Source organism: Roseicyclus persicicus (assembly GCF_012395815.1).
In the GTDB taxonomy this organism is placed as follows: domain Bacteria; phylum Pseudomonadota; class Alphaproteobacteria; order Rhodobacterales; family Rhodobacteraceae; genus Roseicyclus; species Roseicyclus persicicus.
On record NZ_JAAZQQ010000001.1, the window covers coordinates 325,918 to 352,765 of the forward strand.

At 68.8% G+C, this 26,848-nt stretch carries 29 protein-coding genes and 1 tRNA gene; 16 read left to right on the forward strand and 14 right to left on the reverse strand.

Annotation, left to right across the window (positions count from 1 at the left end; translation table 11 throughout):
- Positions 1-14: 14 nt before the first annotated feature.
- Positions 15-2,207, reverse strand: coding sequence for an excinuclease ABC subunit UvrB (gene uvrB, locus HCU73_RS01695; RefSeq protein WP_168621667.1), 2,193 nt, complete (start codon positions 2,205-2,207; stop codon positions 15-17).
- Between the two features lie 386 nt (positions 2,208-2,593).
- On the opposite strand from uvrB, the gene HCU73_RS01700 reads away from it, so the two are divergent.
- The 3 genes from HCU73_RS01700 (at position 2,594) to HCU73_RS01710 (ending at position 3,496) form a co-directional block, all read left to right on the forward strand.
- Complete coding sequence (locus HCU73_RS01700) at positions 2,594-2,905, forward strand: ETC complex I subunit (protein ID WP_168621668.1); 312 nt, start codon at positions 2,594-2,596, stop codon at positions 2,903-2,905.
- Positions 2,906-3,376, forward strand: coding sequence for a GNAT family N-acetyltransferase (locus HCU73_RS01705; RefSeq protein WP_168621669.1), 471 nt, complete (start codon positions 2,906-2,908; stop codon positions 3,374-3,376).
- A 43-nt stretch (positions 3,377-3,419) separates the two neighbouring features.
- Positions 3,420-3,496: transfer RNA gene (locus tag HCU73_RS01710), tRNA-Arg, on the forward strand.
- A gap of 51 nt (positions 3,497-3,547) precedes the next feature.
- On the opposite strand, the gene HCU73_RS01715 is transcribed toward HCU73_RS01710, so the two are convergent.
- Complete coding sequence (locus HCU73_RS01715; protein ID WP_168621670.1) at positions 3,548-4,018, reverse strand: hypothetical protein; 471 nt, start codon at positions 4,016-4,018, stop codon at positions 3,548-3,550.
- A 115-nt stretch (positions 4,019-4,133) separates the two neighbouring features.
- Here HCU73_RS01715 and HCU73_RS01720 point away from each other — a divergent pair, with 115 nt between their 5' ends.
- The 9 genes from HCU73_RS01720 to HCU73_RS01760 all read left to right on the forward strand — a co-directional run bounded on the left by HCU73_RS01720 (position 4,134) and on the right by HCU73_RS01760 (position 14,021).
- Positions 4,134-5,615, forward strand: a complete 1,482-nt coding sequence (locus HCU73_RS01720; RefSeq protein WP_239025415.1) for an alginate export family protein — start codon at positions 4,134-4,136, stop codon at positions 5,613-5,615.
- A complete protein-coding gene (locus HCU73_RS01725; RefSeq protein ID WP_168621671.1) occupies positions 5,596-6,936 on the forward strand; it encodes a serine hydrolase domain-containing protein in 1,341 nt (446 codons plus the stop codon). The genes HCU73_RS01720 and HCU73_RS01725 overlap by 20 nt, the downstream gene beginning before the upstream one ends.
- Before the next feature lie 69 nt (positions 6,937-7,005).
- Positions 7,006-7,548, forward strand: a complete 543-nt coding sequence (locus tag HCU73_RS01730) for a hypothetical protein (RefSeq protein WP_168621672.1) — start codon at positions 7,006-7,008, stop codon at positions 7,546-7,548.
- A 44-nt stretch (positions 7,549-7,592) separates the two neighbouring features.
- Positions 7,593-8,099: a hypothetical protein gene (locus HCU73_RS01735; RefSeq protein WP_168621673.1), complete on the forward strand. Its 507-nt coding sequence runs from the start codon at positions 7,593-7,595 to the stop codon at positions 8,097-8,099.
- 73 nt (positions 8,100-8,172) lie between these two features.
- Positions 8,173-8,781, forward strand: a complete 609-nt coding sequence (locus HCU73_RS01740; protein WP_168621674.1) for a (d)CMP kinase — start codon at positions 8,173-8,175, stop codon at positions 8,779-8,781.
- A 209-nt stretch (positions 8,782-8,990) separates the two neighbouring features.
- Entirely contained in the window at positions 8,991-10,670 is a 1,680-nt protein-coding gene (rpsA, locus tag HCU73_RS01745; protein ID WP_168621675.1) for a 30S ribosomal protein S1, read from the forward strand.
- A 332-nt stretch (positions 10,671-11,002) separates the two neighbouring features.
- Positions 11,003-11,554 carry a GbsR/MarR family transcriptional regulator gene (locus HCU73_RS01750; RefSeq protein WP_168621676.1) on the forward strand — a complete coding sequence of 184 codons (552 nt, stop codon included), beginning with the start codon at positions 11,003-11,005 and terminating at the stop codon, positions 11,552-11,554.
- 12 nt (positions 11,555-11,566) lie between these two features.
- Entirely contained in the window at positions 11,567-13,003 is a 1,437-nt protein-coding gene (locus tag HCU73_RS01755) for a cytochrome ubiquinol oxidase subunit I (RefSeq protein WP_168621677.1), read from the forward strand.
- A gap of 4 nt (positions 13,004-13,007) precedes the next feature.
- Positions 13,008-14,021: a cytochrome d ubiquinol oxidase subunit II gene (locus HCU73_RS01760; protein ID WP_239025416.1), complete on the forward strand. Its 1,014-nt coding sequence runs from the start codon at positions 13,008-13,010 to the stop codon at positions 14,019-14,021.
- Between the two features lie 10 nt (positions 14,022-14,031).
- On the opposite strand, the gene HCU73_RS01765 is transcribed toward HCU73_RS01760, so the two are convergent.
- The 5 genes from HCU73_RS01765 to trmD form a co-directional block, all read right to left on the reverse strand.
- Positions 14,032-14,925 (reverse strand): sulfotransferase, encoded by an 894-nt coding sequence (locus HCU73_RS01765; RefSeq protein WP_168621678.1) that lies wholly within the window; start codon positions 14,923-14,925, stop codon positions 14,032-14,034.
- Between the two features lie 115 nt (positions 14,926-15,040).
- Complete coding sequence (locus HCU73_RS01770) at positions 15,041-15,850, reverse strand: division plane positioning ATPase MipZ (protein WP_168621679.1); 810 nt, start codon at positions 15,848-15,850, stop codon at positions 15,041-15,043.
- A 175-nt stretch (positions 15,851-16,025) separates the two neighbouring features.
- Positions 16,026-16,247 (reverse strand): 50S ribosomal protein L31, encoded by a 222-nt coding sequence (rpmE, locus tag HCU73_RS01775; RefSeq protein WP_168621680.1) that lies wholly within the window; start codon positions 16,245-16,247, stop codon positions 16,026-16,028.
- 11 nt (positions 16,248-16,258) lie between these two features.
- Positions 16,259-16,642 (reverse strand): 50S ribosomal protein L19, encoded by a 384-nt coding sequence (rplS, locus tag HCU73_RS01780; RefSeq protein ID WP_168621681.1) that lies wholly within the window; start codon positions 16,640-16,642, stop codon positions 16,259-16,261.
- A 268-nt stretch (positions 16,643-16,910) separates the two neighbouring features.
- Entirely contained in the window at positions 16,911-17,720 is an 810-nt protein-coding gene (gene trmD, locus HCU73_RS01785) for a tRNA (guanosine(37)-N1)-methyltransferase TrmD (protein WP_168621682.1), read from the reverse strand.
- Between the two features lie 120 nt (positions 17,721-17,840).
- Between trmD and HCU73_RS01790 the strand changes: the two genes are divergently transcribed.
- Both HCU73_RS01790 and HCU73_RS01795 read left to right on the forward strand, forming a co-directional pair.
- Positions 17,841-18,773 carry an ABC transporter ATP-binding protein gene (locus HCU73_RS01790; protein WP_168621683.1) on the forward strand — a complete coding sequence of 311 codons (933 nt, stop codon included), beginning with the start codon at positions 17,841-17,843 and terminating at the stop codon, positions 18,771-18,773.
- Complete coding sequence (locus HCU73_RS01795) at positions 18,770-19,531, forward strand: ABC transporter permease (RefSeq protein WP_168621684.1); 762 nt, start codon at positions 18,770-18,772, stop codon at positions 19,529-19,531. The genes HCU73_RS01790 and HCU73_RS01795 overlap by 4 nt, the downstream gene beginning before the upstream one ends.
- Before the next feature lie 106 nt (positions 19,532-19,637).
- Here the strand turns inward: HCU73_RS01795 and rimM are convergent, their stop codons facing one another.
- The 7 genes from rimM to HCU73_RS01835 form a co-directional block, all read right to left on the reverse strand.
- Positions 19,638-20,144: a ribosome maturation factor RimM gene (rimM, locus tag HCU73_RS01800; protein ID WP_168621685.1), complete on the reverse strand. Its 507-nt coding sequence runs from the start codon at positions 20,142-20,144 to the stop codon at positions 19,638-19,640.
- A 48-nt stretch (positions 20,145-20,192) separates the two neighbouring features.
- Complete coding sequence (gene rpsP / locus HCU73_RS01805; protein ID WP_168621686.1) at positions 20,193-20,558, reverse strand: 30S ribosomal protein S16; 366 nt, start codon at positions 20,556-20,558, stop codon at positions 20,193-20,195.
- A gap of 31 nt (positions 20,559-20,589) precedes the next feature.
- Entirely contained in the window at positions 20,590-20,895 is a 306-nt protein-coding gene (locus HCU73_RS01810; RefSeq protein WP_168622339.1) for a chorismate mutase, read from the reverse strand.
- Positions 20,896-20,921: 26 nt separating this feature from the next.
- The gene (locus HCU73_RS01815) at positions 20,922-21,470 is read right to left on the reverse strand and encodes a GNAT family N-acetyltransferase (RefSeq protein WP_168621687.1); all 549 of its coding nucleotides are present in this window, start codon (positions 21,468-21,470) and stop codon (positions 20,922-20,924) included.
- Between the two features lie 100 nt (positions 21,471-21,570).
- Positions 21,571-23,073, reverse strand: a complete 1,503-nt coding sequence (gene ffh, locus HCU73_RS01820) for a signal recognition particle protein (RefSeq protein ID WP_168621688.1) — start codon at positions 23,071-23,073, stop codon at positions 21,571-21,573.
- Positions 23,074-23,736: 663 nt separating this feature from the next.
- Positions 23,737-24,279, reverse strand: a complete 543-nt coding sequence (locus tag HCU73_RS01830) for a hypothetical protein (protein WP_168621690.1) — start codon at positions 24,277-24,279, stop codon at positions 23,737-23,739.
- A gap of 46 nt (positions 24,280-24,325) precedes the next feature.
- Positions 24,326-24,916, reverse strand: a complete 591-nt coding sequence (locus HCU73_RS01835; protein WP_168621691.1) for an FMN-dependent NADH-azoreductase — start codon at positions 24,914-24,916, stop codon at positions 24,326-24,328.
- 111 nt (positions 24,917-25,027) lie between these two features.
- On the opposite strand from HCU73_RS01835, the gene HCU73_RS01840 reads away from it, so the two are divergent.
- A complete protein-coding gene (locus HCU73_RS01840) occupies positions 25,028-25,918 on the forward strand; it encodes a LysR family transcriptional regulator (protein ID WP_168621692.1) in 891 nt (296 codons plus the stop codon).
- A 47-nt stretch (positions 25,919-25,965) separates the two neighbouring features.
- On the forward strand, positions 25,966-26,817 hold the full coding sequence (locus HCU73_RS01845; RefSeq protein WP_168622340.1) for a DMT family transporter: 852 nt from the start codon (positions 25,966-25,968) through the stop codon (positions 26,815-26,817).
- The last annotated feature ends 31 nt before the right edge of the window (positions 26,818-26,848 follow it).

The window sequence follows — 26,848 nt, forward strand, 5'->3', positions numbered from 1 at the left end:
GTGCCCTCTGGCTGTCAACGCCCCCGCCGCGCCTTGCCGCCCCGCTGGCCCGGCCGCCCCGCCGTGCTGCGGCCGGTCATCTTGACGGCATCCTCCACCGCCTCCTCGACCGCCGATTGGCGCGCCAGCGGGTCGTCGGCGACGGCCAGCTCCACCGCTTCCAGCCGCTTGATCTCGTCGCGGAGGCGGGCGGCCTCCTCGAACTCGAGGTTCTCGGCGGCCTTGCGCATCTGGGTGCGCAGCCCGTCCAGATGCGCGGCGAGGTTCGCGCCGACCATCGGCTTGTCGACCTTCGCCGTGACGCGGTTCATGTCCACGTCGCCCTTGTAGAGGCCGGCGAGGATGTCCTCGACGTTCTTGCGCACGGTCGCGGGCGTGATCCCGTGTTCCTCGTTGTAGGCGATCTGCTTGGCCCGGCGCCGGTCGGTCTCGCGCATGGCGCGTTCCATCGAGCCGGTGATCCGGTCGGCATACATGATGACCCGGCCCTCGGCGTTCCGCGCCGCCCGCCCGATGGTCTGGATCAGCGAGGTTTCGGAGCGCAGGAAGCCCTCCTTGTCCGCATCGAGGATCGCCACCAGCCCGCATTCGGGGATGTCGAGCCCCTCGCGCAGCAGGTTGATGCCCACCAGCACGTCGAAGGCGCCCAGCCGCAGGTCGCGCAGGATCTCGATCCGCTCGATCGTGTCGATGTCGGAGTGCATGTAGCGCACGCGGATGCCCTGCTCGTGCAGGTATTCGGTCAGGTCCTCTGCCATGCGCTTGGTCAGCGTGGTGACCAGCGTGCGGAAGCCGCGGGCCGCGACCTTGCGGATCTCGTCCAAGAGGTCGTCGACCTGCATCTCGACCGGGCGGATCTCGACCACCGGATCCAGCAGGCCCGTGGGCCGGATCACCTGCTCGGTGAAGACGCCGCCGGCCTGGTCCAGTTCCCAGGCCGAGGGGGTGGCCGAGACAAAGACCGACTGCGGGCGCATCGCGTCCCATTCCTCGAACTTGAGCGGGCGGTTGTCCATGCAGGAGGGCAGGCGGAACCCGTGCTCGGCCAGCGTGAATTTGCGCCGGTAGTCGCCGCGGAACATGCCGCCGATCTGGGGCACGGTGACGTGGCTTTCGTCGGCGAAGACGATGGCGTTGTCGGGGATGTATTCGAACAGGGTCGGCGGCGGCTCGCCCGGCGCGCGGCCCGTCAGGTAGCGCGAATAGTTCTCGATCCCGTTGCAGGACCCCGTCGCCTCCAGCATCTCGAGGTCGAAGTTTGTGCGCTGTTCCAGCCGCTGCGCCTCCAGCAGCTTGCCCTCGCCGACTAGCTGCTCCAGCCGCTGGGCCAGCTCGTGCTTGATGCCCTTGATCGCCTGCTGCAGCGTCGGGCGCGGGGTGACGTAGTGGGAGTTGGCGTAGACGCGGACGCGCTCGAAGCTGTCGGTCTTGTGGCCGGTCAGCGGGTCGAATTCGGTGATGGTTTCCAGTTCCTCGCCGAAGAAGGACAGCTTCCAGGCCCGGTCCTCCAGGTGGGCGGGCCAGATTTCCAGGCTGTCGCCCCGCACGCGGAAGCTGCCGCGCTGGAAGGCGGCGTCGTTGCGGCGGTATTGCTGCGCCACGAGGTCGGCCATCACCTTGCGCTGGTCGTATTCGCGCCCGGCATAGAGGTCCTGGGTCATCGCGCCGTAGGTTTCGACCGAGCCGATGCCGTAGATGCAGGAGACGGACGCCACGATGATGACGTCGTCGCGTTCCAGCAGCGCCCGGGTGGCCGAGTGGCGCATCCGGTCGATCTGCTCGTTGATCTGCGATTCCTTCTCGATGTAGGTGTCCGACCGCGGGACATAGGCCTCGGGCTGGTAGTAGTCGTAGTAGCTGACGAAATACTCGACCGCGTTCTCCGGGAAGAAGCCCTTGAACTCGCCGTAGAGTTGTGCGGCCAGCGTCTTGTTCGGGGCGAGGATGATGGCGGGGCGCTGGGTTTCCTCGATCACCTTGGCCATGGTGAAGGTCTTGCCGGTGCCGGTCGCGCCGAGCAGCACCTGGTCGCGGTCGCCGGCCCGGACGCCGGCCGACAGCTCGGCGATCGCCGTGGGCTGGTCGCCGGCGGCCCGGAATTCCGTATGCATGACAAAGCGCTTGCCGCCCTCGAGCTTGGTCCGCGCGCGCACGGCGTCGACCGCGCGCCCGGTGTCGGGCATCTGTTCGGGGGAGTTGTTATGCATCGCGCGTCTCCGTCATCCTGCCCAGATTGATCTTCTGCCGACCGGGTTCAACCCCGCGCCCCCTCGCGGCCGCCGGGCGCGGCGGAAGGCGGCAGAATGGTTAACGTAGCCCTTCTCCGATAGAGACAATTTTTACAACCTTAAGGAGAAATTCTCGTTGCAAGCGGCCCCGGGCTTGCCGTAAGGTTGTGGTGCAAGCAGCAGATGTGGTTGCCGGTCGGGCCCGAACCACCCACCCACCCCTCGCTCCCTCGGGGCCGGTCGGCAACCCTCTCTGCTTCCTTCCCCCGCAGCATAGGACGGCCCCGCGACAGCTTGGGATGTGGACAAGCGCGGCAGTCTTTCACATATCTGGCGCCGACCAGACCGACGGGGATCAGACGACCATGCGCGCCCGCATCTACAAGCCAGCCAAGACCGCCATGTCCTCGGGCACCGCCAAGACCCAGCACTGGGTCCTGGAATTCGCCCCCGAGGCCCCGCGCGAGGTGGACCCGCTGATGGGCTGGACCTCGTCGTCGGACATGAATTCGCAGGTCCACCTGCGGTTCGAGACGCTGGAGGCGGCGCAGGATTACGCCAAGGCCCATGGCATCGACGCCGTGGTGCTGAAGCCCAAGGCGCGCAAGCCCAACATCCGCGCCCGCGGCTACGGCGAGAACTTCGCCACCGACCGGCGCGGGGCCTGGACGCACTGAATGGACCGGATCCGGATCCGTCCGGCGGACCCCACCGATCCCGCGATCCGGCCGATCGTCGAATCGCATCTGGCATTCACCCGCTCGGTGACCCCGCCCGAAAGCTGCCACGCCCTCGGCCCCGAGGCGCTGGGCGGCCCAGATGTCCGGTTCTTCGCCCTGCTCGAGGATGACCGGCCGCTGGGAATCGGCGCCTTCAAGCGGCTGGGCGAGGGGCGGGCCGAGCTGAAATCCATGCATGTGCTGGCTGCCGCCCGCGGCCGCGGCTTGGCCGAACGCATGGTCCGCCACCTCGAGGCCGAGGCCCGCGCCGGCGGCGTGACGGTCGTGATGCTGGAAACCGGCTCCGACCGGCTCCCCGCCTTCGACCCGGCCCGGCGTCTCTACGAACGGCTGGGCTACACCCCCTGCCCGCCGATCCCCGGCTATGTCGAGGACCCGCTTAGCGTGTTCCTGCAGCGGGCGCTTTGAGCGTGGACCGATCCGGCCGCCTCTTGTATGCAGGCGCCCAAGCGACCCCTTAGCTCAACGGGATAGAGCAGCTGACTTCTAATCAGCAGGTTGAGGGTTCGAGTCCTTCAGGGGTCGCCATCGACCGCCCGGGCGCGACGGGCCCCCGGGGGGCGCGAGGCCCGACCCCGGTCACCCCCTGTGCAGCGGCCCGAGGGCGGTGAGAAGCGCCGCGAGGTAGGTGATGCTGTGCGCCGTGGCCTCGCCGAGGTCCGTGGCGGCCGCCGGCCCCACGGCAAGGCTGCCGTCTTCGTGGCGCATCACCCAGCCCCTCTGTTCGAGCATACGGACCTTGCGGCGGACGGTCTCGCGCGGGATGCCGGAGTATTCGGCCACCGACTGCAGGTTGATCGGGCGCTGCGGGGACCCGGTGTCGCTGCGATGCGTCAACTGGTTGTAGGTCAGGAGCTCCGGGGTCCAGTCGCCGGGGCGGGTGCGGTCCGCGATCACCGCCAGCACCAGCATCAGGTCGAGGTCTCCGCCGAACTCGGCCCGCAACCGCACCAGGAGGTCGGTGAACCCCGTCAGATGCACGGGCCAGACCTGGCCGAACGAGTCCTCGATCCGCTCCCGGGCGGCCTGTCTGGGTCTCGACGTGGGCATTCTGTCCTCGTGGTTGGGGCAAGGGCGCGTCGCCCATTTTGGGCGCCTATGATCTTGTCACGGAATTGGCACCGGTTTCAAATGCGTTAGCGCACATAGCTTCAGGTTTTTTTTCATGACCCAGCACAGGATGGGGCCACGGCCCACGACGGGGATGCGGACCGCCGGGGCGCGTCGCCCCGGGCGGCGGCGGATGGCCGCGCTGGCCGCGGCGGCCCTTGTCGGGCCCACGCTGGCCACGGCGCAGGGCGCGGATCCCTTCCTTCTCCACGAGGACAACAGCACCACGGTTCGCGCCACGCTGCAGTTCGGCGCGAACCTCGTCAGCGAGGGCAACCTGTTCTGGAACCTGGCCGATTTCGCGGCGCCCGGGTCCGGGTTCGACTCGGATGCCACCTGGCTCGAGATCTACGTGAAACCCGGGCTCAGCTTCGAGACCGCGCTGGACAACGGCGCGGCGATCTACGGGCGGCTGTCGGCGGTGGCCTCCTACACCTTCGGGACCGACGCCTTCGACGTCTCCGACACCGGGCGCCTGACGCTGGAGGAAAGCTACGCCGGCGTCCGCCTGCCGCTGGGCGACGGGCCGGTGCTGGATGTCTCGCTCGGCGCGCGCGAGCTGCGGCTTGGCACGGGCATGTTGATCTCGGACGGGGCCTCGGACGGGTTCGAGCGCGGGGCGCTCAAGTTCGGCCCGCGCCGCGCCTGGGAGATGGCGGCCATCGCCGAGCTGACGGCGGGCGACACCACCGGCACGCTGTTCTACATCGACCCGCGCGAATTGCCGGGCAGCGACAACGGTAACGCGCTGGCGGGCCTCGACCTGCGCTACGACGACCCGGCGGGCGGCTACCTCGGCCTGACCTACGTGAACGTGCTCGAATCCCGCGCGCCGTATCCGCAGGTGGTGGGCGGCGCGCCCAACATCATCCCCGGCGCGCGCGAGGGCACCAACACGCTCAACCTCTACGCGCGGACCAACCCCTTCGCGGGTGCGCTCGAGGGGCTCTACCTGACCACCGATCTGGCCTACCAGTGGAACGACCGGATCGACCTGACCTCCTGGGCGGGGCGGGTGCAGGTGGGCTATACCTTCGCCGACGCGCCCTGGTCGCCGACGATCAGCTACGGCTACCAGACCTTCTCGGGCGACGACCCGGACACGCCCGAACTGGAACGGTTCGACCCGCTCTACTACGACGGCTCGCCCAGCGCCTGGGCCACCGGCTCCAAGTCGGCGATGGTGTTCATCAACTCCAACGTGCAGTCGCACAACCTCGCGCTGTCGCTGCAGCCGACGCAGCGCGACACCTTCACCTTCCGCTACGCCCATGTGCGCGCCAACGAGCTGGGCAGCCCGCTCCAGTTCGGGCAGGCCACGCGGCCGGGCGGGGCGGGGGCGGACCTCGTGACCGGGGTGACCGACGCGCATCTCTCGGACGATTTCTTCATCGAGTACCGCCGCATCATCAACCGCAACACCTTCCTGACCGCCGGCATCAGTGTCGCCGTGCCCGGGGAAGGGATCCGCAGCGCATTCCCCGGGGAGGACCCGAACTGGGTAGGAGGTTTCGTCAATGTCGTATTCAATTTCTAGGCTGGTCCCCCTCGTGGCCGGCACCGCGCTGGGGCTGTCGGCCATGGTGACGGACGTGCACGCACAAGCAGATGGCTTTCTGTCCGCGCAGGAGTCAGACCCCCGCGTGATGGGCTGGATGGAGGGTTTTCCGCCGCCGCCCGAGCTGCGCATCACCAACCCGGACTCGGTGTTCTTCAGCTTTCCGCGGATGCGCTGGTCGGTCTGCCACCTGCGCGAGTTCCTGCCCACCGAACAGGTCAGCCGCGGCCTCGGCGCGCCCACGCCGCTGGAATACGCGCTGGACGACGGCATCGACGCCGTCACCTTCCGCCCGCTGCGCGGCGACGTCGAGGAAATGACCTGGGAAGAGTCGCTCTGGGCGAACTACACCGACGGCATCCTGATCCTGCACCGGGGGCGCATCGTCTACGAGCGCTACTTCGGCTGCCTCGAGGAGGCCGGCCAGCATGCCGCCATGTCGATGACCAAGTCCTTCACCGGCACGCTGGCCGAGATGCTGGTGGCCGAGGGCACGCTGGACGACACCGCGCTGGTGCAGGACATCATCCCCGAGCTGGAGGTCAGCGCCTTCGGGTCGGCCACGGTGCGGCAGGTCATGGACATGACCACGGCCTTCGAGTTCAGCGAGGATTACGGCGATCCGAACGCCGCGATCTGGGTCTACAACGCCGCCGCCAGCCCGTTCCCGCGGGCGGCCGACTACACCGGCCCGAACGGCTATTTCGAGTTCCTGCAGACGGTCGGCCCCGACCCGGACGGGCTGGAGCACGGGGTGGAGTTCCATTACCGCACGCCCAACTCGGACGTGCTGGGCTGGATCATCAGCCGCGTCAGCGGGATGGAGGTGACCGAGCTCCTGTCCGAGCGGATCTGGAGCCGCATGGGCGCCGAGCAGGACGCCTACATGACCGTGGACGGGGTGGGCACGCCCTTTGCCGGCGGCGGCCTGTCGGCGGGTCTGCGCGACCTCGGGCGGTTCGGGCAGATCGTGCTGAACGGCGGCGAGTGGCAGGGCGAGCAGCTGATCCCGGCGGCGGCCATCGACAGCATCCGCGGCGGCGGCAGCCTGGAGGCCTTCGCGGCGGCGGGCTATGCCGACCTTGCCGGCGGCAGCTACCGGGGCCAGTGGTGGATCTTCAACAACGCCCACGGCGCCTTCGCGGCGCGCGGCGTGCATGGCCAGACGATCTACATCGACCCGACCGCCGAGATGGTGATCGTGCGCTTCGCGTCCTACCCCATCGCCTTCAACAGCCGGATCGACCCCACGTCCCTGCCGGCCTACCAGGCGGTGGCCGAGTACCTGATGGCCCAGTGACGGGCGCGGGGGGGCCATGCGCGGCCCCCCCGTGTCCCCCAAGCCCCGCCGCATCCGGCAGAGCCGATCATGACCCGTATCCTGCAGCTTCTCGGACCCATGCTCGCCTGCTTCCTGATGCTGGCGGGGCCCAGCTTCGCCCAGGACCAGGCCGCCCGCGTGGTCGTGCCCGGCGCGCCGCCCGGCGGGGCCTATGTCGATGGCTGCTACCGGGTCGACCGGCCGCTGTATGGCCCCTACCGGATCCGGCTCTGCTTCGGGAACCGGGGGCAGGGCACCTACGCCGTGCAGGGGCCGCAGCTGACCTGCGAGGGGCGGCTGACCTGGCGGGTCGCCGGCGACACGGTCAACCTCTCGCTCCGGCGGACGTCGTGCAACCTCGGGCGGGCCTGGGCCGCGGCCGAGGTCACCTGCCGCCCGCGTGGCCTGGTGAGCGTGCTGCTGGACGAGCTGATCCGCGAGATCACCGGGCAGGGCAGCGGCCGGCCGCGCGTCGTGGTGCCCGACCGGCCGACCGTCGGGCGCCTGACCTGCACCTACTACCCGACCGTCGCGGGTGCCCCGATCCGGCCCTTCTTCGCCAACCGCATCCTGCAGGAGCCGCGCTCGTGACCGCCGCGCCCTGCGCCCGCAACACCACCCCCTGAGGCCCCCGCATGGCAGGACCCGCCCCGCACCCCACCACCGGCTGGCACGGCATCGACCGGGCCGCCTTCGGCCTCGTCTACGGCGCCATCACGGTGCTCAGCCTGCTGATGGCCATGGGCGACCACCCCGAGGCCCCCTACGAGACGGCCGCCATCCTGTTCGGCTCGGTGCTGGCGGTGACGCTGGCCAAGGCCTTTGCCGAGCTGCTCGCCCATGCCCTCGACACCGGCGAGCGCCTGACGCGTGGCGCCTGGCGCGCGGCGTGGCGGCACAGCGCGCCGACGCTGGCGGTGGCGAACCTGCCGACGCTCCTGTTCGTGGCCGCGGGCCTCGGCTGGCTGCGGGTCGAGGCGGCGGGCGGGCTTGCCCAAGGCGTCTGCGTGCTGGTGCTGATGCTGGTCGGGGCGCGGGTGGGCTGGGTGATCGACCGCAGGCCCCTGCCCGCGATCGGCGGGGCGTTCTTCGCGGGCGGGATCGGCGCGGCGCTGGCGCTGATGAAGTTCGTCATCCATTGACCGCCGCCGCCGACCCGCCGTGGCGCGCCCTTGGCCCTTGCCCATCGCGCGGTCCTCTGGTTCAACCGCCGCCATGAGCTTCACAGTCGCCATCGACGGGCCCGCCGCGGCGGGCAAGGGCACGATCTCCCGCGCCGTGGCGGCGCATTTCGGCTTTGCCCATCTCGACACCGGCCTGCTGTACCGCGCCGTGGGGCGGCGGATGCTGGCGGGCGAGGCCCCCATCGCCGCGGCCGGGGCGCTGACGCCCGAGGACCTGAGCGACCCCGATGCGCTGCGCACCGCGGCCATCGCCGAGGCGGCGAGCAAGGTCGCCGTCATCCCCGAGGTGCGGGCCGCGCTGCTCGACTTCCAGCGCGCCTTCGCCCGGCGGGCCGGCGGCGCCGTGCTCGACGGGCGCGACATCGGCACGGTGATCTGCCCCGAGGCCGAGGTGAAGCTGTTCGTCACCGCCAGCCCCGAGGTCCGCGCCGAGCGCCGGCTCAAGGAGCTGCGCGCCGCCGGCCACGACACCGACTACGCCACCGTTCTGGCCGATGTCCTGAGCCGCGACGCCCGCGACGCCGAGCGCGCGACCGCGCCGATGCTGGCCGCCGCCGACGCCCTGACGCTGGACACCAGCGCGATGACCATCGACGAGGCCGTCGCCGCGGCCATCGCGGCGGTCGGGGCGCGGCGTTAGGGCCGGACCCGCCCGTGCCCCTTGCGCCGAAGGCCCCGCGCGGGTATACGCGCGGCCGTCAACACGGCGATCAACGCCGGAAGCAGAGAGATCGAGCAGGGTCGGCCTTCACCGACCCTCTTTGTTTTCCGGACCGCCGCGAGGCACCCCAAAAGACCGGCGGAGACAACCGCGCGGCCAGCAAAAGCGAAAAAGGATACCGAGACCGCATGTGCGCTAAAGCCACCATGGAGGAATTCGAAGCCCTCCTGAACGAAAGCTTCGAAATCGACACGCCCGACGAGGGCAGCGTCGTCAAGGGCAAGGTCATCGCCATCGAGGCGGGCCAGGCCATCATCGATGTCGGCTACAAGATGGAAGGCCGCATCGACCTCAAGGAATTCGCGAACCCCGGTGAAGCCCCGACCATCGCCGTCGGCGACGAGGTCGAGGTGTACCTCCGCAACGTCGAGAACGCCCGTGGCGAGGCTGTCCTCAGCCGCGAGATGGCGCGCCGCGAAGCCGCCTGGGATCGCCTCGAAAAGGCCTATGCCGCCGAGGAGCGCGTCGACGGCGCCATCTTCGGCCGCGTCAAGGGTGGCTTCACCGTCGATCTCGGCGGCGCCGTGGCGTTCCTGCCCGGTTCGCAGGTCGACGTGCGCCCGGTGCGCGACGCGGGCCCGCTCATGGGCCTCAAGCAGCCCTTCCAGATCCTCAAGATGGACCGCCGCCGCGGCAACATCGTGGTCTCGCGCCGCGCGATCCTGGAAGAGTCCCGCGCCGAGCAGCGCGCCGAGGTGATCGGCAAGCTGAACGAGGGCGACGTGGTCGACGGCGTGGTCAAGAACATCACCGAGTACGGCGCCTTCGTCGACCTCGGCGGTGTGGACGGCCTGCTGCACGTGACCGACATGGCCTGGCGCCGCGTCAACGACCCCAAGGAGATCCTGTCGATCGGCGAGACCGTCAAGGTCCAGGTCATCAAGGTCAACAAGGACACCCACCGCATCAGCCTGGGCATGAAGCAGCTGCAGGACGATCCGTGGGATTCGGTCGAGCGCAAGTTCCCGCTGGAATCGGTCCACACCGGCCGCGTCACCAACATCACCGACTACGGCGCCTTCGTGGAGCTGGAGCCGGGGGTCGAGGGCCTGGTGCACGTCTCGGAAATGTCCTGGACCAAGAAGAACGTCCATCCCGGCAAGATCGTCTCCACCTCCCAGGAGGTCGAGGTCATGGTGCTGGAGATCGACACCCAGAAGCGCCGCGTGTCGCTGGGTCTCAAGCAGACCATGCGCAACCCCTGGGAGGTCTTCGAGGAGACCCACCCCGTGGGCACCGTGGTCGAGGGCGAGGTCAAGAACATCACCGAGTTCGGCCTGTTCGTCGGCCTGCCGGGCGACATCGACGGCATGGTCCACCTGTCCGACCTGACCTGGGAAGGCCGGGGCGAGGACGTGATCGGCGAGTATCGCAAGGGTGACGTGGTCAAGGCCGTCGTCACCGAGGTCGACACCGACAAGGAGCGCATCTCGCTCTCGATCAAGGCGGTGGAAGGCGACCCCTTCGCCGAGGCGATCGGCGGCGTGAAGCGTGGCTCGATCATCACCGTCACCGTGACGGCGATCGAGGATGGCGGGATCGAGGTGGAGTACGAGGGCATGAAGTCCTTCATCCGCCGCTCGGACCTGTCGCGCGACCGCTCCGAACAGCGCCCCGAGCGCTTCCAGAAGGGCGACAAGGTCGACGTCCGCGTCACCAACGTCGACCCCAAGACCCGCCGCCTGGGCCTGTCGATCAAGGCCCGCGAGATCGCGGAAGAGAAGGAAGCGGTCGAACAGTACGGCTCGTCCGACTCGGGCGCGTCGCTGGGCGACATCCTCGGCGCGGCCCTCAAGCGCGACGAGTGATCGCCGCCTGCACGGCATCGAAAGGCCCCGCTTCGGCGGGGCCTTTTTTCATGTGCGGGCCGCGCGAAATCTGTGGATAACCCCCGGCGCGCGGGCGGCTGTCATCGAGGTGTCACAGACCGCGCGCACCTTTCGCGGCGTCGGGCAGCTCGTCCCCAACATCCCCGCTGCCCGGCCCGCCGTCCCTTGAGCAGGCCCCGCGTCCCCCGACGCGGGGCCTGTGTCTTGTTCCGTCATTCTGTCGCATCCGTCTGCGGTTGCCCTTGCGGCTGAAAGGGTTACCTCCGTTTCAGAAATTTCTGAAATCTCTGCGCGAACAGGACTTCGGGACCATGACACTGACCCCCCTCCAGCAGGAGTTCGTCCTGCATTTCGGGGAAATGGGCAGCCGGTGGGGCATCAACCGCACCGTCGGGCAGATCTATGCCCTGCTGTTCCTCTCCTCCGTGCCGCTGAACGCGGAACAGATCACCGAGGCCCTCGGGATCAGCCGGTCGAACACCTCGATGGGCCTGAAGGAGCTGCAGAGCTGGACGCTCGTGCGGCTCAAGCATTTCCCCGGCGACCGGCGGGACTATTTCACCACCCCAGACGACCTGTGGGAGATCGTGCGCACGCTGGTGGCCGAGCGCAAGAAGCGCGAGATCGACCCCACCCTGACCAAGCTGCGGGAGCTCGAGATGCAGGGCCCCGCCGGCGACGACTACGCCGAGGCCCGCATCGCCGAGCTGCGCGAGCTTATCGAGATGATGACCGGCTTCTACGCCGAGATGGAAAAGCTCGAGACCGAGCGGCTGGTCAAGCTGATGACGCTGGGCGGCAAGATCGCCGGGCTGATCGACAGGACGGGCGGGATCATCCCGTCGCTCACGAAACGCAAGTAGGTAAAGATCGCCATGGACACGCTCGATACCCTCCTCCTCAGCCGCATCCAGTTCGCGGCGAACATCTCGTTCCACATCCTGTTCCCGACGATCACCATCGCACTGGGCTGGGTGCTGTTCTTCTTCCGCGTCCGCTTTGCGCAGACCGGCGATGACAAGTGGATGGCCGCCTACCGCTTCTGGGTGAAGGTCTTTGCGCTGTCCTTCGCGATGGGCGTGGTCAGCGGCATCACCATGTCGTTCCAGTTCGGCACCAACTGGCCGGGCTTCATGGAAACCGTGGGCAACATCGCCGGGCCGCTCCTGGCCTACGAGGTGCTGACCGCCTTCTTCCTCGAGGCGGTGTTCATCGGGATCATGCTGTTCGGCTTTTCCCGCGTGCCGGGGTGGCTGCACATGCTGGCGACCTTCCTGGTCGCCTTCGGCACCACCATGTCGGCCTTCTGGATCATCGTGCTGAACAGCTGGATGCACACGCCCCAAGGCTTCGAGATGATCGACGGGCAGGCCTTTGCCACCGACTGGTGGGCGATCATCTTCAACCCGTCGATGCCCTACCGCTTCGCCCACATGATGCTGGCCAGCTTCCTGACCGTGGGCTTCCTCGTCGCCGGCATCTCGGCCTTCCGCTGGCTGATCGGCGACCGCAGCCGCGAGGTGCGGGCGATGCTCAAGACCGGCGTCGCGATCGGCGCGCTGCTGATCCCGGTGCAGATCTTCATGGGCGACCTGCACGGCCTCAACACCAAGGAATACCAGCCGGCCAAGGTCGCCGCGATGGAGGGCTTGTGGGAAACGCAGGAAGGCGCGCCGCTGGTCCTGTTCGGCATCCCCGACGAGGAGGCGCGCGAGAACCGCATGGCGATCGAGATCCCCGGCCTCGCGTCCTTCATCCTGACCCATGACTGGAACGGCGAACTGACCGGCCTCAACGACTTCGTGGCCGAGGACGGCACCGTCCTGCACCCGCCGGTCGCGCCCGTGTTCTGGTCGTTCCGCGTGATGGTGGGCACGGGCGTCGCCATGCTGCTGCTCAGCTGGACCGCCGTCTGGTTCATGTGGCGCCGCCGCGCGCTGCACCAGGGGCGCATCGCCGGCCACTGGTTCGCGGTCGAGGGCCTGCCCAAACCCGTCCTCTGGGCGCTGGTGCCGATGGCCTTCTCGGGCTGGGTCGCCACGCTGGCGGGCTGGTACACCACCGAGATCGGCCGCCAGCCCTGGCTGGTGCAGGGCGTCATGACCACCGAGATGGCGGTGGCCGACGTGCCCGCGCCGATGGTCATGGGCACGCTGGTGACCTACCTCGCCATCTACGCGGCGCTCCTGTTCGCCTATGTCGGCGTCATCGTCTACCTCGCGCGCAAGGCCGCGCGCGGGCAGGACGGGCGGGCCAACGACATGACCCATTCCGGCAAGGCGCAGGTCGCCGTCCTCAGCCCGGCGGAGTGAGCCCATGCTGCCCGATTTCGCCAACCCCGCCGACTGGCTGCCCTGGGCCTTCGCCTCGCTGATGGGCCTGTCGATCCTGATCTACGTCGTGCTCGACGGGTTCGACCTGGGCGTCGGCATCCTGTTTCCGCTGGCCACGCCGGCGGAACAGGACCGCATGATCGGCTCCATCGGCCCGTTCTGGGACGCCAACGAGACCTGGCTGGTGCTGGCCGTCGGCCTCCTCCTCGTGGCCTTCCCGCAGGCGCACGGCATGATCCTGACGGCGCTCTACCTGCCGGTCTTCGTCATGCTGGTGGGGCTGATCCTGCGCGGCGTGGCCTTCGAGTTCCGCGCCAAGGCCCGCGACCACCACAAGCGCCTGTGGAACCGGCTGTTCTTCGCGGGCTCGCTGATGACCGCGCTGGCGCAGGGCTTCATGCTGGGCCTCTACATCATGGGGCTGGAGCAGACGCTGGCCACCTACGCCTTCGCCACCCTTACGGCGGTGTTCCTGGCCGTGGGCTACAGCTTCATCGGCTCGGCCTGGCTGATCCACAAGACCGACGACGCCCTGCAGCGCAAGGCCGTGCGCTGGGGCCGCGAAAGCCTGTGGGGGGTGATCCTCGGCATCGGGGCGGTGTCGGTGGCGACGCCGCTCGTCTCCACGCGCCTGTTCGACAAGTGGCTGAGCTTCCCCGAGGTCCTCTACCTCGCGCCCCTGCCGATCCTCTCGGGCCTGCTGATCCTCTGGCTCTGGCGGATGCTGCGGCAGATGCCCTACGCCGGCGACGCCCGGTCCTGGCTGCCCTTCGCGGCGGCCACGGCGCTCTTCGCGCTGGCCTACCTGGGCATGGCCTACAGCTTCTACCCCTACGTCGTGCCCGAGCGCCTTACGATCTACGAGGCTGCCTCGGCCCCCGAGAGCCTCCTGATCATCTTCGTCGGCGCCTGCGTCGTGGTGCCGGTGATCGCGGGCTACTCGGTGCTGGCCTACACCCTCTTCCGCGGCAAGGCGACGGAACTGCGCTACGATTGAGCAGGGCGCGTCAGGCCGGCTCTGGCATCAAGTACCCGAGTGCCCTCAGATCATGCGACACCAGTGTCTGCAGGATGCCGTTATCTGCCGTGACGACCTCGGCAAGTGCGCGCTCGATCATGCGTCGGTCGCGGCCAATGATCCGTTTCTGGAGGGCGTCGGGCATGACAGCCCCCGCCACTTCGCGGATGGTGCTGCGAACCCAGCGCAGATTGATCGTGGCATACCCGTTGGTCGGCGCCGGCACGGCCATCAGGTTGAGGAACGGGAGCAGTCGGTGGGCGCAGTATACGCCATATCGCCCACGGTTTTCGGTTCCGGGCATACTTGGGACGTCCCCGGCTTCCGCACCGATGAACCCGAGTATCCTGCGGAGCGTGTCCTCGGGCTGCGCGAACAGGATCTCGGCCGGAAGCACCATGACATTCCGCTGCCCGAATTCCCGATAGTACCAGTTCACCATGTGAGAGAACCGGTAGAACTGGATATTGTGCTGGGGCACCTGGCCGACCTGGCCGGGCGCCAGGAACCGTCTCAGGGATGCCGTTCCGCCGTGCCTGACGACGTAGTCCACATATGTCGAGAAGGCGAGTTTGCGCTGTTCGCGCAGCAGGATCAGGATCTTTGCGTCCGGGAAGGACTCCTTGATCCTTCTGCCGATGATCTCTCCGTAGACGCCCCCGCTGAACGGATGGCCTGCCCATTCCTCGTTGGAAACGACCAATCCCTCGCCCGGCGGCATCAGGCTCAGGGTATCCCTGATTTGCCATGATCTGTCAGTGGGTTCCCAGGACAGGACGCCGTTCCCGCCGGTGACCTGGTCGAAGAACAGGTTCGCCCCAGACTTCAGGTATCTCGCCGATCCCTTCCCCTGCCAGCGCGCCAGCCCGGGATCGTCCACCACGTGAAGTCCCGGATACCTGCCCGAAAAGAGCGTGGATTGGAGGAACGAACTGCCAGCCTTGGCAAGTCCGATATGGATCAGGAGTCTGCCACTCATGGTCGTTGCCCGGGATCCGCTAGAACTCCACGCTCACCCCGGGCAGGTTCAGCGCCCGCATCAGGTCGCGCAGCTCCTGCCTCGCGGCGAGGTTCGAGATGTTCAGCCGGTCCACCCCCAGCTCGCGCAGGTCCAGCAGCGTCATCCCCGTCGGGAACAGCTCGCGGAAGATCACGCGTTCGGAGAACCCCGGCGCCACGCGGAACCCGATGCGCTCGGACAGCTGCTCCAGCGCGCGGCCGACCTTGCGCTTGTTGTGCATCTCCTGCGCGCCGAGGCGGTTGCGCACGACGATCCAGTCCATCGGCTTCAGCCCCGCCTTGGCGCGCAGCTGGCGGGCGTGCCAGACCATCTCGGCGTAGACGCTGGGCCCGGTGATCTCGTAGCTCTCGGGGTCGATCCGCGCGAGCAGGTCGAAGTCGACGAAGCTGTCGTTCATCGGCGTGATCAGCGTATCGGCCAGCGAATGGGCGACCTGGCTCAGCCGGGTGTGGCTGCCGGGGCAGTCGATCACGATGAAGTCGCAGCGCCCCTCCAGCTCGGCCACCGCCGCCGCCAGCCGCTTGTCGAGCAGGTTTTCGCCCTCGGCCAGCGTCGCGGGGTCGATCTCGGGCAGCTCCATCAGCTCGGGCGCGGCGATGTCGAGGTGCCGCGCCGCGATGGTGCCGTGGCGGTTCTCGATGTAGCGGGCGAAGCTGCGCTGCCTGAGGTCGAGGTCGAGGCCCCCCACCACATGCCCCAGCCGCGCCAGCGCGGTGGCGACATGCATGGCCGTGGTCGACTTGCCCGAGCCGCCCTTCTCGTTGCCCAAGACGATGATATGCGCCACGGCCCGTCCCCCGGAGGTTGCCCCAACATCTATGCGCCCTCGTTTCCCGGGACGCGAATTGTAGCGAAGTCTACCGCAGCTACGCCGAAAGGTTAAGCGCCAATGGCCGCGTCGCCCCCGAACGGAAAACGCCGCCCGGAGGCGGCGTTTCGGGTCGGATCGACCGGGGCAGGGCTCAGAAGCCGAGGCCCTCGTACTTCTTCTTGAACTTCGACACGCGGCCGCCGGTGTCCATCAGGCGCTGGCCGCCGCCGGTCCAGGCGGGGTGCACCGTGGGGTCGATGTCGAGGGACATGGTGTCCCCTTCCTTGCCCCAGGTCGAGCGCATCTGGATCATGTCGCCGTTGGTCATCTTGACGTTGATGACGTGATAGTCGGGATGGATGTCTTTCTTCATCACGCCTCTCCTTACGCGTCCGCGCCGGTCTGCGCTTTGTAGGTGCTGTTCTCGGCGATCCGGGCCGACTTGCCGCGGCGCGCACGCAGGTAATACAGCTTGGCGCGGCGGACCTTGCCGCGGCGCACGACCTCGATCGACTCGATGTTGGTCGAATACAGCGGGAAGACGCGCTCGACGCCCTCGCCGAAGGAAATCTTGCGGACGGTGAACGAGCCCGCGATGCCCTTGCCGTTCTTGCGGCTGATGCAGACGCCTTCGTAGTTCTGCACGCGGGTGCGGGTGCCCTCGGTCACCTTGTAGCCGACGCGCACGGTGTCGCCGGCCTTGAAGTCGGGAATGGTCTTCCCGAGCGAGGCGATCTGTTCCGCCTCGAGTTGTGCGATCAGGTCCATCTGATGCGCTCCTCTGCTTGCCCACGGTTTGCCCGCGGAGATGTCGTGGCCTTGCGCCGAGAGCTCTGGTCTTCGTCCGGGTCCGCCATGGGTCCGCTTTGCGGGGCGCCCGCCAGAGATCGTCTGGCCATTCCTTGTTCGTCGGTTCCGTCCCGCAGGCCCGCGCCGAAGATCGCGCGACAAACGGAAATCCTGCCGGAGTTGCCTCCCGCGGGCGTGGGTGGCGTATAGGCCGGCGCGGCGCCGCTTACAAGCCTGATTCCGCGCCTCAGCCGTCCTTGCGCGCGAGGTATGCGGCCCAGAGGTCGGGGCGCCGTTCGGCGGTCAGCCGCTCGGCCTCGGCGCGGCGCCACTTGGCCACGGCCCCGTGGTTCCCCGACAGGAGCACGGTCGGGATCTCGCGCCCCTTCCATTCCCGCGGCTGGGTGTATTGCGGATGCTCCAGCAGCCCGTCCGAAAAGCTTTCCTCCTCGGTCGAGGCCGCGTTGCCAAGCACGCCGGGGATCAGCCGCACGGTGGCGTCGAGCACCGCCTGCGCCGCGATCTCGCCGCCCGTCAGGACGAAATCGCCGAGGCTGATCTCCTCCAGCGCGAACTCCTCGATCACGCGCTCGTCCACGCCCTCGAACCGCCCGCACAGCAGCGTCATGCCCTCGGCGGCGGCGAAGCGGCGGGCGTCGGCCTGCGTGAAGGGCTTGCCGCGCGGCGACAGGTAGACGCGCGGCCAGCGCGCGGGGTCGGCGGGCGTGCCGGTCGCGGCCATGCTCAGCGCGCGGCCCACAACGTCGGGCTTCATCACCAGCCCCGCGCCGCCGCCCGCGGGCGTGTCGTCGACCTGCCGGTGCTTGCCGGTGCCGAAGACGCGCAGGTCGATCGGTTCCAGCGCCCAGAGCCCGGTCTGCAGCGCCTTGCCGGTCAGCGACGCGCCCAGCACGCCGGGGAACAGCTCGGGGAACAGCGTCACGACCTTGGCGCACCACGCCCCCTTCAGCCGCGGCGTGTCGGACATCAGCTCGCGCGGTTTCAGGCTCGCCGAGATGGCGAGGCGGCCGTGGGATCTTCCGGGGGCGTCACTCATGGCGGCGGGTTTAGTCGCGCCGGGGGCGGCGCACAATGGCCCCCGCACAGGGGCCTGTGCGCGGCCCCCGGGTTGCAGCGGGGCGGCGACTGGCTAGGTTGAGGGGCGAAGGAGACACCCATGTCCGCCATCCTGACCGTCGACCGGCTGACCAAGACCTATGCCGGCGGCTTCACCGCGCTCGACGCCGTGTCGCTCGAGATCCGCGAGGGCGAGATCCTCGCGCTCCTAGGCCCGAACGGCGCCGGCAAGACCACGCTGATCTCGGCGATCTGCGGCATCGTGCAGCCGACCTCGGGCCGCGTCACCGTGGGCGGGCACGACACCGTCACCGCCTACCGCTCGGCCCGCGCGCTGATCGGGCTGGTGCCGCAGGAGATCAACCTCGAACCCTTCGAGAAGGTCATCAACACGGTGCGCTTTTCGCGCGGGCTGTTCGGCAAGCCGCGCGACGACGCGTTCCTCGAGCGCATCCTCCGGCAGCTGTCGCTGTGGGACAAGCGCGACCAGCCGATCCGGTCGCTGTCGGGCGGCATGAAGCGGCGGGTGCTGATCGCCAAGGCGCTGTCCCATGAGCCGCGCGTCCTGTTCCTTGACGAGCCCACGGCGGGCGTCGACGTGGAACTGCGCCGCGACATGTGGGAGGTGGTCCGACAGCTCAAGGAGGATGGCGTGACCATCATCCTGACCACCCATTACCTGGAAGAGGCCGAGGCGATGGCCGACCGGATCGGCGTCATCACCAGGGGCCGCATCCTGCTGGTCGAGGACAAGGACGCGCTGATGCGGCGGATGGGCCGCAAGGAGATGCGGATCGAGCTGAAGGAGCCCGTCACGCGGGTGCCGCAGGCGCTGGAGCCCTTCGGCCTGACGCTGGAGGGGGAGGGGCGGCGCCTTGTCTATGCCTATGACCGGCAGGCCAACCGCACCGGCATCGTGCGCCTGCTGACCGCGCTGCAGGAGGCGGGGCTGACCGTGGCGGACGTGGAGACGAAACAGAGCTCGCTCGAGGAGATCTTCGTGGGGCTGGTGAAGGAAGAGGTGACGCCATGAACCTGACCGCCGTCGCCGCGATCTACCGCTTCGAGATGGCGCGCACCTTCCGCACGCTGGCGCAGTCGGTGGTGTCGCCGGTGCTGTCCACCTCGCTCTACTTCGTCGTCTTCGGCACCGCCATCGGCAGCCGCATCGACGAGGTCGAGGGCGTCAGCTACGGCGCCTTCATCGTGCCGGGCCTGATCATGCTGACGGTCCTGACGCAGTCGATCTCGAACGCGTCCTTCGGGATCTACTTCCCCAAGTTCATCGGCACGGTCTACGAGCTCCTGTCCGCGCCGGCGTCCTTCCTGGAGATCACGGCGGGCTACGTTCTGGCGGCGGCGACCAAGGCGCTGGCGATCGGGCTCATCATCCTGGGGACGGCGTTCTTCTTCGTGGACCTGACGATCCTGCACCCGGGCTGGATGATCGCGTTCCTGGTGCTGACCTGCCTGTCCTTCAGCCTGCTCGGCTTCATCATCGGCATCTGGGCCAAGAACTTCGAGCAGCTGCAGCTGGTGCCGCTGCTTGTCGTGACGCCGCTGGTGTTCCTCGGGGGCGCCTTCTACTCGGTCAGCATGTTGCCGCCGGCGTGGCAGGCGATCAGCCTGTTCAACCCGGTGGTCTACCTGGTGTCGGGGTTCCGCTGGTCCTTTTTCGGGGTGGCGGACGTGGCGGTGGGCTGGTCGATCATGGCTATCGCGGGGTTCCTGCTGGCCTGCCTCGTCGCCATCGCCTGGATCTTCCGCACGGGGTGGCGGCTCCGGGCGTGATCCAACGGCGCGCGCCAGGGCGCGCGTTCCTGTCAGGTCGCTGCGCTCCCGTTTGGGGGCCCTGCCCCCAAGCCCCCGGAGTATTTCCGAAGCAAAGATGAGGGGGTCAGTCGAGCAGACCCTCGGGCGGGTCGATGATGACGCGGCCCGAAGCGAGGTCGACCGTGGGGACGACCGCCCGGGTGAAGGGCACGAGGACGGAGCCCTTGAGGCCCGGCCCCCGGAGTTCGAGGATGTCCCCCGCCCCGTGGTTCAGGACGGCGGCGACCTTGCCCAGCGTCTTGCCCCCGGTGTCGAGCGCGGTCAGGCCGAGCAGGTCGGCGTGGTAGAACTCGTCGTCGGGCAGGCCCGGCAGCGCCTCGCGCGGGGCGTAGAGGCGGGTGCCGCGGAGCGCGTCGGCGGCTTCCTTGGTGGGCACGCCCGAGAGGCGGGCGGCGAAGCCCGAGGTGACCGGACGGGTCAGCGTCACCTCGAAGCTGCGCGCGCCGTCCTCGGTCGTCAGCGGGCCGTAGGACGCGATGTCGGCCGGTTCGGCGCAGAAGCTTTTCAGCCGCACCTCGCCGCGGACGCCGAAGGCGCCCGCGATCGCGCCGACGCAGACCCGGTCAGCCATGGCCGGGCCTGCGGACGGTCGGGGCAGGGCGCATGGGGCGCGCTGCCGTCACTCGGTCGCCGCGGCTTCGGCGGCCTTCGCGGCCTTGGCTGCCTTCTCGGCGGCGCGCTCCTTGGCCTGCTTGCCGGGCTCGGCCTTCTTGGGGTTGTTGCGCGCCTTCTTGGCGATCACGCCGGCCGACTCGAGGAAGCGGCTCACGCGGTCGGTCGGCTGGGCGCCCTGGTCGAGCCAGTACTGCACGCGCTCGACGTTCATGCGCACGCGGTCCTCGCTGTCCTTGGCGAGCAGCGGGTTGTAGGTGCCCAGCTTCTCGATGAAGCGGCCGTCGCGCGGCATGCGGCTGTCGGAGGCGACGATGGAGTAGTGCGGGCGCTTCTTGGAGCCGCCGCGGGCGAGCCGGATCTTCATTGCCATGGGGTATCTCCTTTGGATGGCGTGGGGGGCGTCAGGCCCCGTTTTCCTGGTGAAGTTCGTGGTGACGGATGACTTCCTGAATGATGAACTTCAGGACTTTCTTGGCGAAATCCGGGTCGAGGTCGGCCCGCTTCGCAAGGTCTTCGAGCCGCGCGATCTGCGCCGCCTCGCGGGCGGGATCGGAGGGCGGCAGGTCGTGCTCGGCCTTGAGCCGGCCGACGGCCTGGGTGTGCTTGAACCGCTCGCCCAGCGTGTAGACGAGGATCGCGTCGAGCCGGTCGATGCTTTCGCGGTGCTCCCGGAGGAGGGCGGCGGCGCGGGCGGTGGCGTCGGTCATCGGGGTCTGGTCTCCGGTCGTGTCGGTCATGCCGCCAGCACCATCGCGGGGGCGGGGTGGCGCCAGACCATCAGGGGCTCGTCGCGGGCCGGGCGGTCGGCGGTCTCGTCGAGGGTGCAGCCGAGGCGGCGGGCCAGCGCGATGGAGCGGTCGTTCCGCGGGTCGATGTAGCTGACCGCGGTGGACCAGCCGAGATCGGCGTAGGCATGGCGGCGGAGCGCGGTCACCGCCTCGGCGGCATAGCCGCGGCCCTCGGCCTCTTCGGTCCAGATCGTCCAGCCGAGTTCCGGCTCGGGCCAGTCGCCTGGCATCCAGGGGCCGGCGGAGCCAAGCGGCCGGCCGGTGGCGCGGTCCTCGAGCACGAAGGTGCCCCAGCCGCGCAGGTGCCAGTGGCCGGTGATGATCGCGAGCACCCGCCAGGCATGGCCCAGCCCCTTGTCCGCGCCGCCGCCGATGAAGCGGGCGCGGTCGGACATGACGAAGGGCGCGAAGACCTCGAAATCCGAGGCCTGCGGGGCGCGGAGCGTCAGGCGCTCGGTCGTCAGCACCGGGGTATCCACGAGGCGGGCGATCATGCGGCGGCGGCCCCCGGCATGGCGAAACCGCAGGCCAAGGGCGCCTGTCCGGTGGACAAGCCTGTGGAGCGGTCGCGGATCTGCAAGGCGGCGGGCATCGTCACTTCTTCTTTCCTAACCCAGACAGGCCCGGCGGCAGCGCGCCACCGCCGAGGCCCGGCAGGCCGTCCATGCCCATGCGGCGGGCGGCGTCCTCCATCGCGGCGGGGTCCATCTTTGACGGGTCCATGTCCTTGAGCGCGGAGGGCGCGCCCTTGCCCATCAACGCGCCGAGGCCGCCGCGCAGCAGGCCCTTCTTGCCCATCTTGCCGAGCTTCTTCATCGCGTCGGCCATCTGGCGCTGCATCTTGAGGAGCTTGTTGAGGTCGCTCACGTCCTGCCCGGCGCCGGCGGCGATCCGCTTCTTGCGGCTCGCCTGCAGGAGGTCGGGGTTGGCGCGTTCCTTCTTGGTCATCGAGTTGATCAGCGCGATCTGGCGCTTGATCACCGTGTCGTCGAAGCCCGCGTCCTCCATCTGCTTCTGCATCTTGGCCATGCCGGGCATCATCGCCATCATGCCCTGCATGCCGCCCATCTTGAGCATCTGCTCCAGCTGGGCCTTGAGGTCGTTCATGTTGAACTGACCCTTCTGGAAGCGCTTCATCATGCGTTCGGCCTGCTCGGCCTCCAGCACTTCCTGCGCCTTTTCCACCAGGGCCACGATGTCGCCCATGCCGAGGATGCGGCCGGCGATGCGCGACGGCTCGAAGGTCTCGAGCGCGTCCATCTTCTCGCCGAGGCCGACGAAGCGGATCGGCTTGCCGGTGATCGCCCGCATCGACAAGGCCGCGCCGCCGCGGCCGTCGCCGTCCATCCGGGTCAGGACCACGCCCGAGATGCCGATGCGCGCGTCGAAGTTTTCCGCCGTGTGCACGGCGTCCTGGCCGGTCAGGCCGTCGACGACCAGCAGCGTCTCGCGCGGGGTGACGACATCGCGCACGGCCTCGACCTGCGCCATCAGCTCCTCGTCGATGGACAGCCGGCCGGCGGTGTCGAGCAGGTAGACGTCGTAGCCGCCGAGGCTGGCCTGCGTCTTGGCGCGGCGGGCGATGGCGACGGGGTCCTCGCCCTTGACGATGGGCAGCGTGTCGACGCCTATCTGGGTGCCGAGGATGGCCAGCTGCTCCATCGCCGCCGGGCGGTTCACGTCGAGCGACGCCATCAGCACCTTCTTGCCCTCGCGCTCCTTCAGGCGCTTGGCGATCTTGGCGGTGGTGGTGGTCTTGCCGCCGCCCTGCAGGCCGACCATCAGGACGGGGGCGGGCGGGTTGTCGATCTTGAGGCGGCCGGGGTCCTCGTCGCCGGTCAGGACGGCGATCAGCTCGTCGTGGACGATCTTGATGACCTGCTGGCCGGGCGTGACCGACTTGGTGACGGCCGCGCCCGTCGCCTTCTTCTCCACCGCCTTGATGAACTGGCGCGCGACCGGCAGCGAGACGTCGGCTTCGAGGAGCGCCACGCGCACCTCGCGCATCGCGGTGCGCACGTCGTCCTCGGACAGCGCGCCCTGCTTCGTCAGCCGGTCGAAGACGCCGCCAAGGCGTTCGGAGAGGTTCTCAAACATGGGCCATGGCCCCTTTCATCGGTCTCGGATGCCCCGCAAGGTAAGGGGCAGCGCGGAATGCACCAACACCCCCGTGGGCGAAACTCGCTGACGGGGGGCGATCCTGACGGGATCAGGACCGGAGTGCTGGCGCAATCCGGATGTTGAAGGCTGGGTAGTCCCATCGGCATGTGAAGTCAAGATGCGTAGACGGCAACCGCATAGAGGGCGCGCATTGGTGGTCGGGTCGTTGTTGAAGGCTTGATGCGCCTCGATCACCCCTCTGCTGGAACCGATCATCCTCGATCGCGCTGTCGAGTTGGCGCTTTGCCAACAAACACGATTGACGTAGGGGCGATAATCGTCATTATGCCGATCATCGCCTTGTAGTGAAGAGGACAAGACCGAAATGAGCGCAAGAGATTCACTCAATAATTTCGAGGTTGGTGCACGCCTGCGAGTTCTGCGCGAAATGCTTCAACTTGGCAAAATGGAGATGGCTGACGAGCATGGAATTGATCGAACAAACTATGGCCGCATGGAGGCCGGCACACGCAGATTACCTATCGAAATCGGTTACCGTTTGGCCGAGCGGTGCCACGTCACGTTGGACTGGCTCTACCGCGGGAGATGGGATCATCTCACGCTGGAGATGGCAGAGCGACTTCGGAAGGTAGGAAACGGCTAGTCGTTGCGTACTGGCAATGCGTCACGGCAATTGATGGCAAGCGCGGTCACGTCACCTGCCAGCCGGTCGTAGCCCTGCGCGTGGAGCGCGAAGCGGCGGCTCAGGTCCATCGCGTCCCAGCCGTCCTGCGTGAGCGGCGGCAGGTCGCCCGCCAGCGTGCCGATCCGGCCATAGAGCGTGATGAGCATGGGCCCGGCATAGTCGAGCCCGGCGAAGGACATGCCCTCGACGTCCCGCGCGTAGACGCCGAGGAGGTCGGCAGCGGGGCCGGGCGCCGTGGTCACGATGGCCCAGATCTCGCCGCGGATGCCGTCGCCCAGCCGCATCTCGCCGCGGGCCAGGTGGACGGTCGAGTCCCCCTCGCCCTGCAACCGGTCGCCGAGCAGGGTGAAGGCCCCGTCGCCCGACATGCGCGCGCCGGGCCGGATCTCGCCCACGCCCTGCGTCACCGCGATGGCATAGTCGAAACGGCAGGTCTGCGCCGGGGCCACGCCCGGCAGCAGACCCGCCAGCAGGATCGGAAACGCGCGTGCCCACATGGCGTCAGCATACCAGCCGGGGCGGGGCAGGGAAGGGGGCCGCCCGTCAGGCGGCGACCGCCAGCGCCTCGACCTGCGCGGCGGCCGAGGCCAGCGTCGCCTCGGGGTCCAGCATCAGCCGGTCGGCCGTCACGATGTCCACCTCGGTGATGCCGATGAAGCCCAGCACGTGGCGCAGGAAGCCGGTGGCGAAGTCCAGCTCGGACCCCGCCGCCGTGCCGCCCGAGGCGACCACAAGGATCGCGCGCTTGCCGGTCAGCAGGCCCACCGGCCCGGTCGCGGAATAGCGGAAGGTCACGCCGGCGCGGGCCACCAGGTCCACCCACGCCTTCAGCGCGGCGGGCACGCCGAAATTGTAGATCGGCACGCCGATGACCACGGTGTCGGCGGCCTGCAGCTCGGCCACCAGCGTGTCGGACAGCGCCAGCGCCGCGCGCTGTTCGGGCGTGCGGGGGTCGGCGGGGGTGAAGTTCGCGGTGACCCAGGCCTCGTCGATCAGCGGCAGGCCGTCGGCGAGGTCGCGGGTGACGACACTGGTGTCGGGGCCGAAGCGGGCGACGATGCGGTCGGTCAGGTCGCGCGAGACCGACCCGCTGCGGCGGGCCGAGGCGTCGATGCGGAGAAGCGTGCGGGGCATGGGCAGTGTCCTTTCGGGGAGAATGGGGGGTGTCTGCCCTGAGAGGTGGGTCTTGCGACAGGTCACACAATCTGCCCATATGGCGGCAAGTCTGTGAACAGGTGCACAAAGATGTCCTTTGACCATTGGGACGAGATCCGCACCGCCTACCAGGTGGCGCGGATGGGCACGGTCTCGGGCGCGGCCGAGGTGCTGGGGGTTCACCACGCGACGGTGATCCGCCACATCGACGCGCTGGAGGGGCGGCTGGGCGCCAAGCTGTTCCAGCGCCACGCGCGCGGCTACACGCCCACCGAGGCGGGGCAGGACCTGCTGACCGTCGCCGCCCAGACCGACGACCAGTTCACCCAGCTGGCCGGCCGCATCAAAGGCCGCGGCGACGAGGTGACCGGCGAGCTGATCGTGACCTCGCTCGACGCGCTGTCGCCACTGCTGGTGCCGTCGATCGGCGAGTTCATGCGCCGCCACCCCGACCTGCGGGTGCGGCTGATCACCGACCAGCGCCTGTTCCGGCTGGAATACGGCGAGGCGCACGTCGCCATCCGCGCCGGCAAGCTGCCCGACCAGCCCGACAACGTGGTGCAGCCCTTCTTCACCCAGACCCTGCGCCTGATGGCGTCGCGCGACTATGTCGACCGCTTCGGCACGCTGGAAACCGGCAACGTCGAGGACCACCGCTTCATCGGCGCCAACGAGGACACGCCGCGCGCGCCCTATTTCGTGTGGCTGAACGCCAACGTCCCCCCAGCCTCCGTCTATTTCCGCGTCTCGTCGATGAAGGCAGCCAAGGCCGCGGTGCAGGCGGGCATCGGCATCGGGTTCATCTCGGACTGGGACCGCGACGGCACCGACGACCTGGTCGAGGTGCTGCCTCCGCTCGAGGACTGGTCGGCGAAGATCTGGCTTGTCACCCACATGGACCTGCACCGCACCGCCAAGGTGCAGACCTTCGTCCGGTTCCTGAAGGACCAGGTGAAGGACTGGGGCGTGGCGCTGGCGTGACGGCCCGCGCCGACACCGGCGGCGCCGCGCGGCAGGGGCATCTGGCGATGCTGCTGTTCTCGGCCCTGATCGCGGGGTCCTTCTCGCTCGGCGGGCAGGTGGCGAACGAGATCGCGCCGGCGGCCCTGAACGCGGTCCGCTTCGCGCTGTCGGCGGCGGTGGTGGGCGCCGTCATCGTGGCGCGCGGCAGCTGGGGCGCCGTCGGCCCGGCGACGCGGGCGCCGTGGCGCTACGCCATCCTCGGCGGTCTTTTCGCGGTCTACTTCGTCACCATGTTCGAGGGGCTCAAGACCGCGCCCCCGGTCTCGGCCGCGGCGGTCTTCACGCTGACCCCGGTGATGAGCGGGATCTTCGGCTACCTCCTGTTGCGCCAGCTGATGGGTGCGCGCATCTGGCTGGCGCTGGGCCTCGGCGCGGCGGGCGCGCTCTGGGTCATCTTCCGCGCGGACCTCTCGGCGCTGGTGGCCTTCGAGATCGGGCGCGGCGAGGCGATCTTCTTCTGGGGCTGCGTGGCCCATGCCGCCTACACGCCGATGGTCCGCGTCCTGAACCGGGGCGAGCCGATCCTCGTCTTCACCTTCTGGACGCTGCTGACCACCTCGGCGATCATCGGGCTGTGGGGCTGGTCCGACCTGCTGGCGACCGACTGGGCGGCGCTCCGGCCGCTCGTCTGGGTCACGATCCTCTACACGGCCGTGGCGGCCTCCTCGACCACGGTGTTCCTGGTCCAGTTCGCCTCGATGCGGCTGCCGTCGTCCAAGGTGATGGCCTATACCTACCTGACACCGTCCTGGGTGCTGCTGTGGGAGCTGGCGCTGGGCCAGCCGGTGCCGCCGGTACTGGTGCTGGCCGGCGTGGGGCTGACCATCGCGGCGCTGGCGCTGTTGCTTAAGGAGTGAGCGGTGCGCCGTGAAGGCGCACCCTGCGGGC

Bases quoted from the DNA above. Each gene is read 5' to 3' on its own strand.
- trmD (WP_168621682.1), bottom strand. From the start codon at position 17,720: ATGAGTGACGCCCCCGGAAGATCCCACGGCCGCCTCGCCATCTCGGCG.
- rpsP (WP_168621686.1), bottom strand. From the start codon at position 20,558: ATGGCAATGAAGATCCGGCTCGCCCGCGGCGGCTCCAAGAAGCGCCCG.
- HCU73_RS01725 (WP_168621671.1), top strand. From the start codon at position 5,596: ATGTCGTATTCAATTTCTAGGCTGGTCCCCCTCGTGGCCGGCACCGCG.
- ffh (WP_168621688.1), bottom strand. From the start codon at position 23,073: ATGTTTGAGAACCTCTCCGAACGCCTTGGCGGCGTCTTCGACCGGCTG.
- HCU73_RS01700 (WP_168621668.1), top strand. From the start codon at position 2,594: ATGCGCGCCCGCATCTACAAGCCAGCCAAGACCGCCATGTCCTCGGGC.
- uvrB (WP_168621667.1), bottom strand. From the start codon at position 2,207: ATGCATAACAACTCCCCCGAACAGATGCCCGACACCGGGCGCGCGGTC.
- HCU73_RS01740 (WP_168621674.1), top strand. From the start codon at position 8,173: ATGAGCTTCACAGTCGCCATCGACGGGCCCGCCGCGGCGGGCAAGGGC.
- HCU73_RS01815 (WP_168621687.1), bottom strand. From the start codon at position 21,470: ATGATCGCCCGCCTCGTGGATACCCCGGTGCTGACGACCGAGCGCCTG.
- rplS (WP_168621681.1), bottom strand. From the start codon at position 16,642: ATGGACCTGATCGCACAACTCGAGGCGGAACAGATCGCCTCGCTCGGG.
- HCU73_RS01845 (WP_168622340.1), top strand. From the start codon at position 25,966: ATGCTGCTGTTCTCGGCCCTGATCGCGGGGTCCTTCTCGCTCGGCGGG.
- rpmE (WP_168621680.1), bottom strand. From the start codon at position 16,247: ATGAAGAAAGACATCCATCCCGACTATCACGTCATCAACGTCAAGATG.
- HCU73_RS01760 (WP_239025416.1), top strand. From the start codon at position 13,008: ATGCTGCCCGATTTCGCCAACCCCGCCGACTGGCTGCCCTGGGCCTTC.
- HCU73_RS01720 (WP_239025415.1), top strand. From the start codon at position 4,134: ATGACCCAGCACAGGATGGGGCCACGGCCCACGACGGGGATGCGGACC.
- HCU73_RS01735 (WP_168621673.1), top strand. From the start codon at position 7,593: ATGGCAGGACCCGCCCCGCACCCCACCACCGGCTGGCACGGCATCGAC.
- HCU73_RS01840 (WP_168621692.1), top strand. From the start codon at position 25,028: ATGTCCTTTGACCATTGGGACGAGATCCGCACCGCCTACCAGGTGGCG.
- HCU73_RS01730 (WP_168621672.1), top strand. From the start codon at position 7,006: ATGACCCGTATCCTGCAGCTTCTCGGACCCATGCTCGCCTGCTTCCTG.
- HCU73_RS01705 (WP_168621669.1), top strand. From the start codon at position 2,906: ATGGACCGGATCCGGATCCGTCCGGCGGACCCCACCGATCCCGCGATC.
- HCU73_RS01830 (WP_168621690.1), bottom strand. From the start codon at position 24,279: ATGTGGGCACGCGCGTTTCCGATCCTGCTGGCGGGTCTGCTGCCGGGC.
- HCU73_RS01810 (WP_168622339.1), bottom strand. From the start codon at position 20,895: ATGACCGACGCCACCGCCCGCGCCGCCGCCCTCCTCCGGGAGCACCGC.
- HCU73_RS01750 (WP_168621676.1), top strand. From the start codon at position 11,003: ATGACACTGACCCCCCTCCAGCAGGAGTTCGTCCTGCATTTCGGGGAA.
- HCU73_RS01755 (WP_168621677.1), top strand. From the start codon at position 11,567: ATGGACACGCTCGATACCCTCCTCCTCAGCCGCATCCAGTTCGCGGCG.
- rimM (WP_168621685.1), bottom strand. From the start codon at position 20,144: ATGGCTGACCGGGTCTGCGTCGGCGCGATCGCGGGCGCCTTCGGCGTC.
- rpsA (WP_168621675.1), top strand. From the start codon at position 8,991: ATGTGCGCTAAAGCCACCATGGAGGAATTCGAAGCCCTCCTGAACGAA.
- HCU73_RS01795 (WP_168621684.1), top strand. From the start codon at position 18,770: ATGAACCTGACCGCCGTCGCCGCGATCTACCGCTTCGAGATGGCGCGC.
- HCU73_RS01790 (WP_168621683.1), top strand. From the start codon at position 17,841: ATGTCCGCCATCCTGACCGTCGACCGGCTGACCAAGACCTATGCCGGC.
- HCU73_RS01835 (WP_168621691.1), bottom strand. From the start codon at position 24,916: ATGCCCCGCACGCTTCTCCGCATCGACGCCTCGGCCCGCCGCAGCGGG.
- HCU73_RS01715 (WP_168621670.1), bottom strand. From the start codon at position 4,018: ATGCCCACGTCGAGACCCAGACAGGCCGCCCGGGAGCGGATCGAGGAC.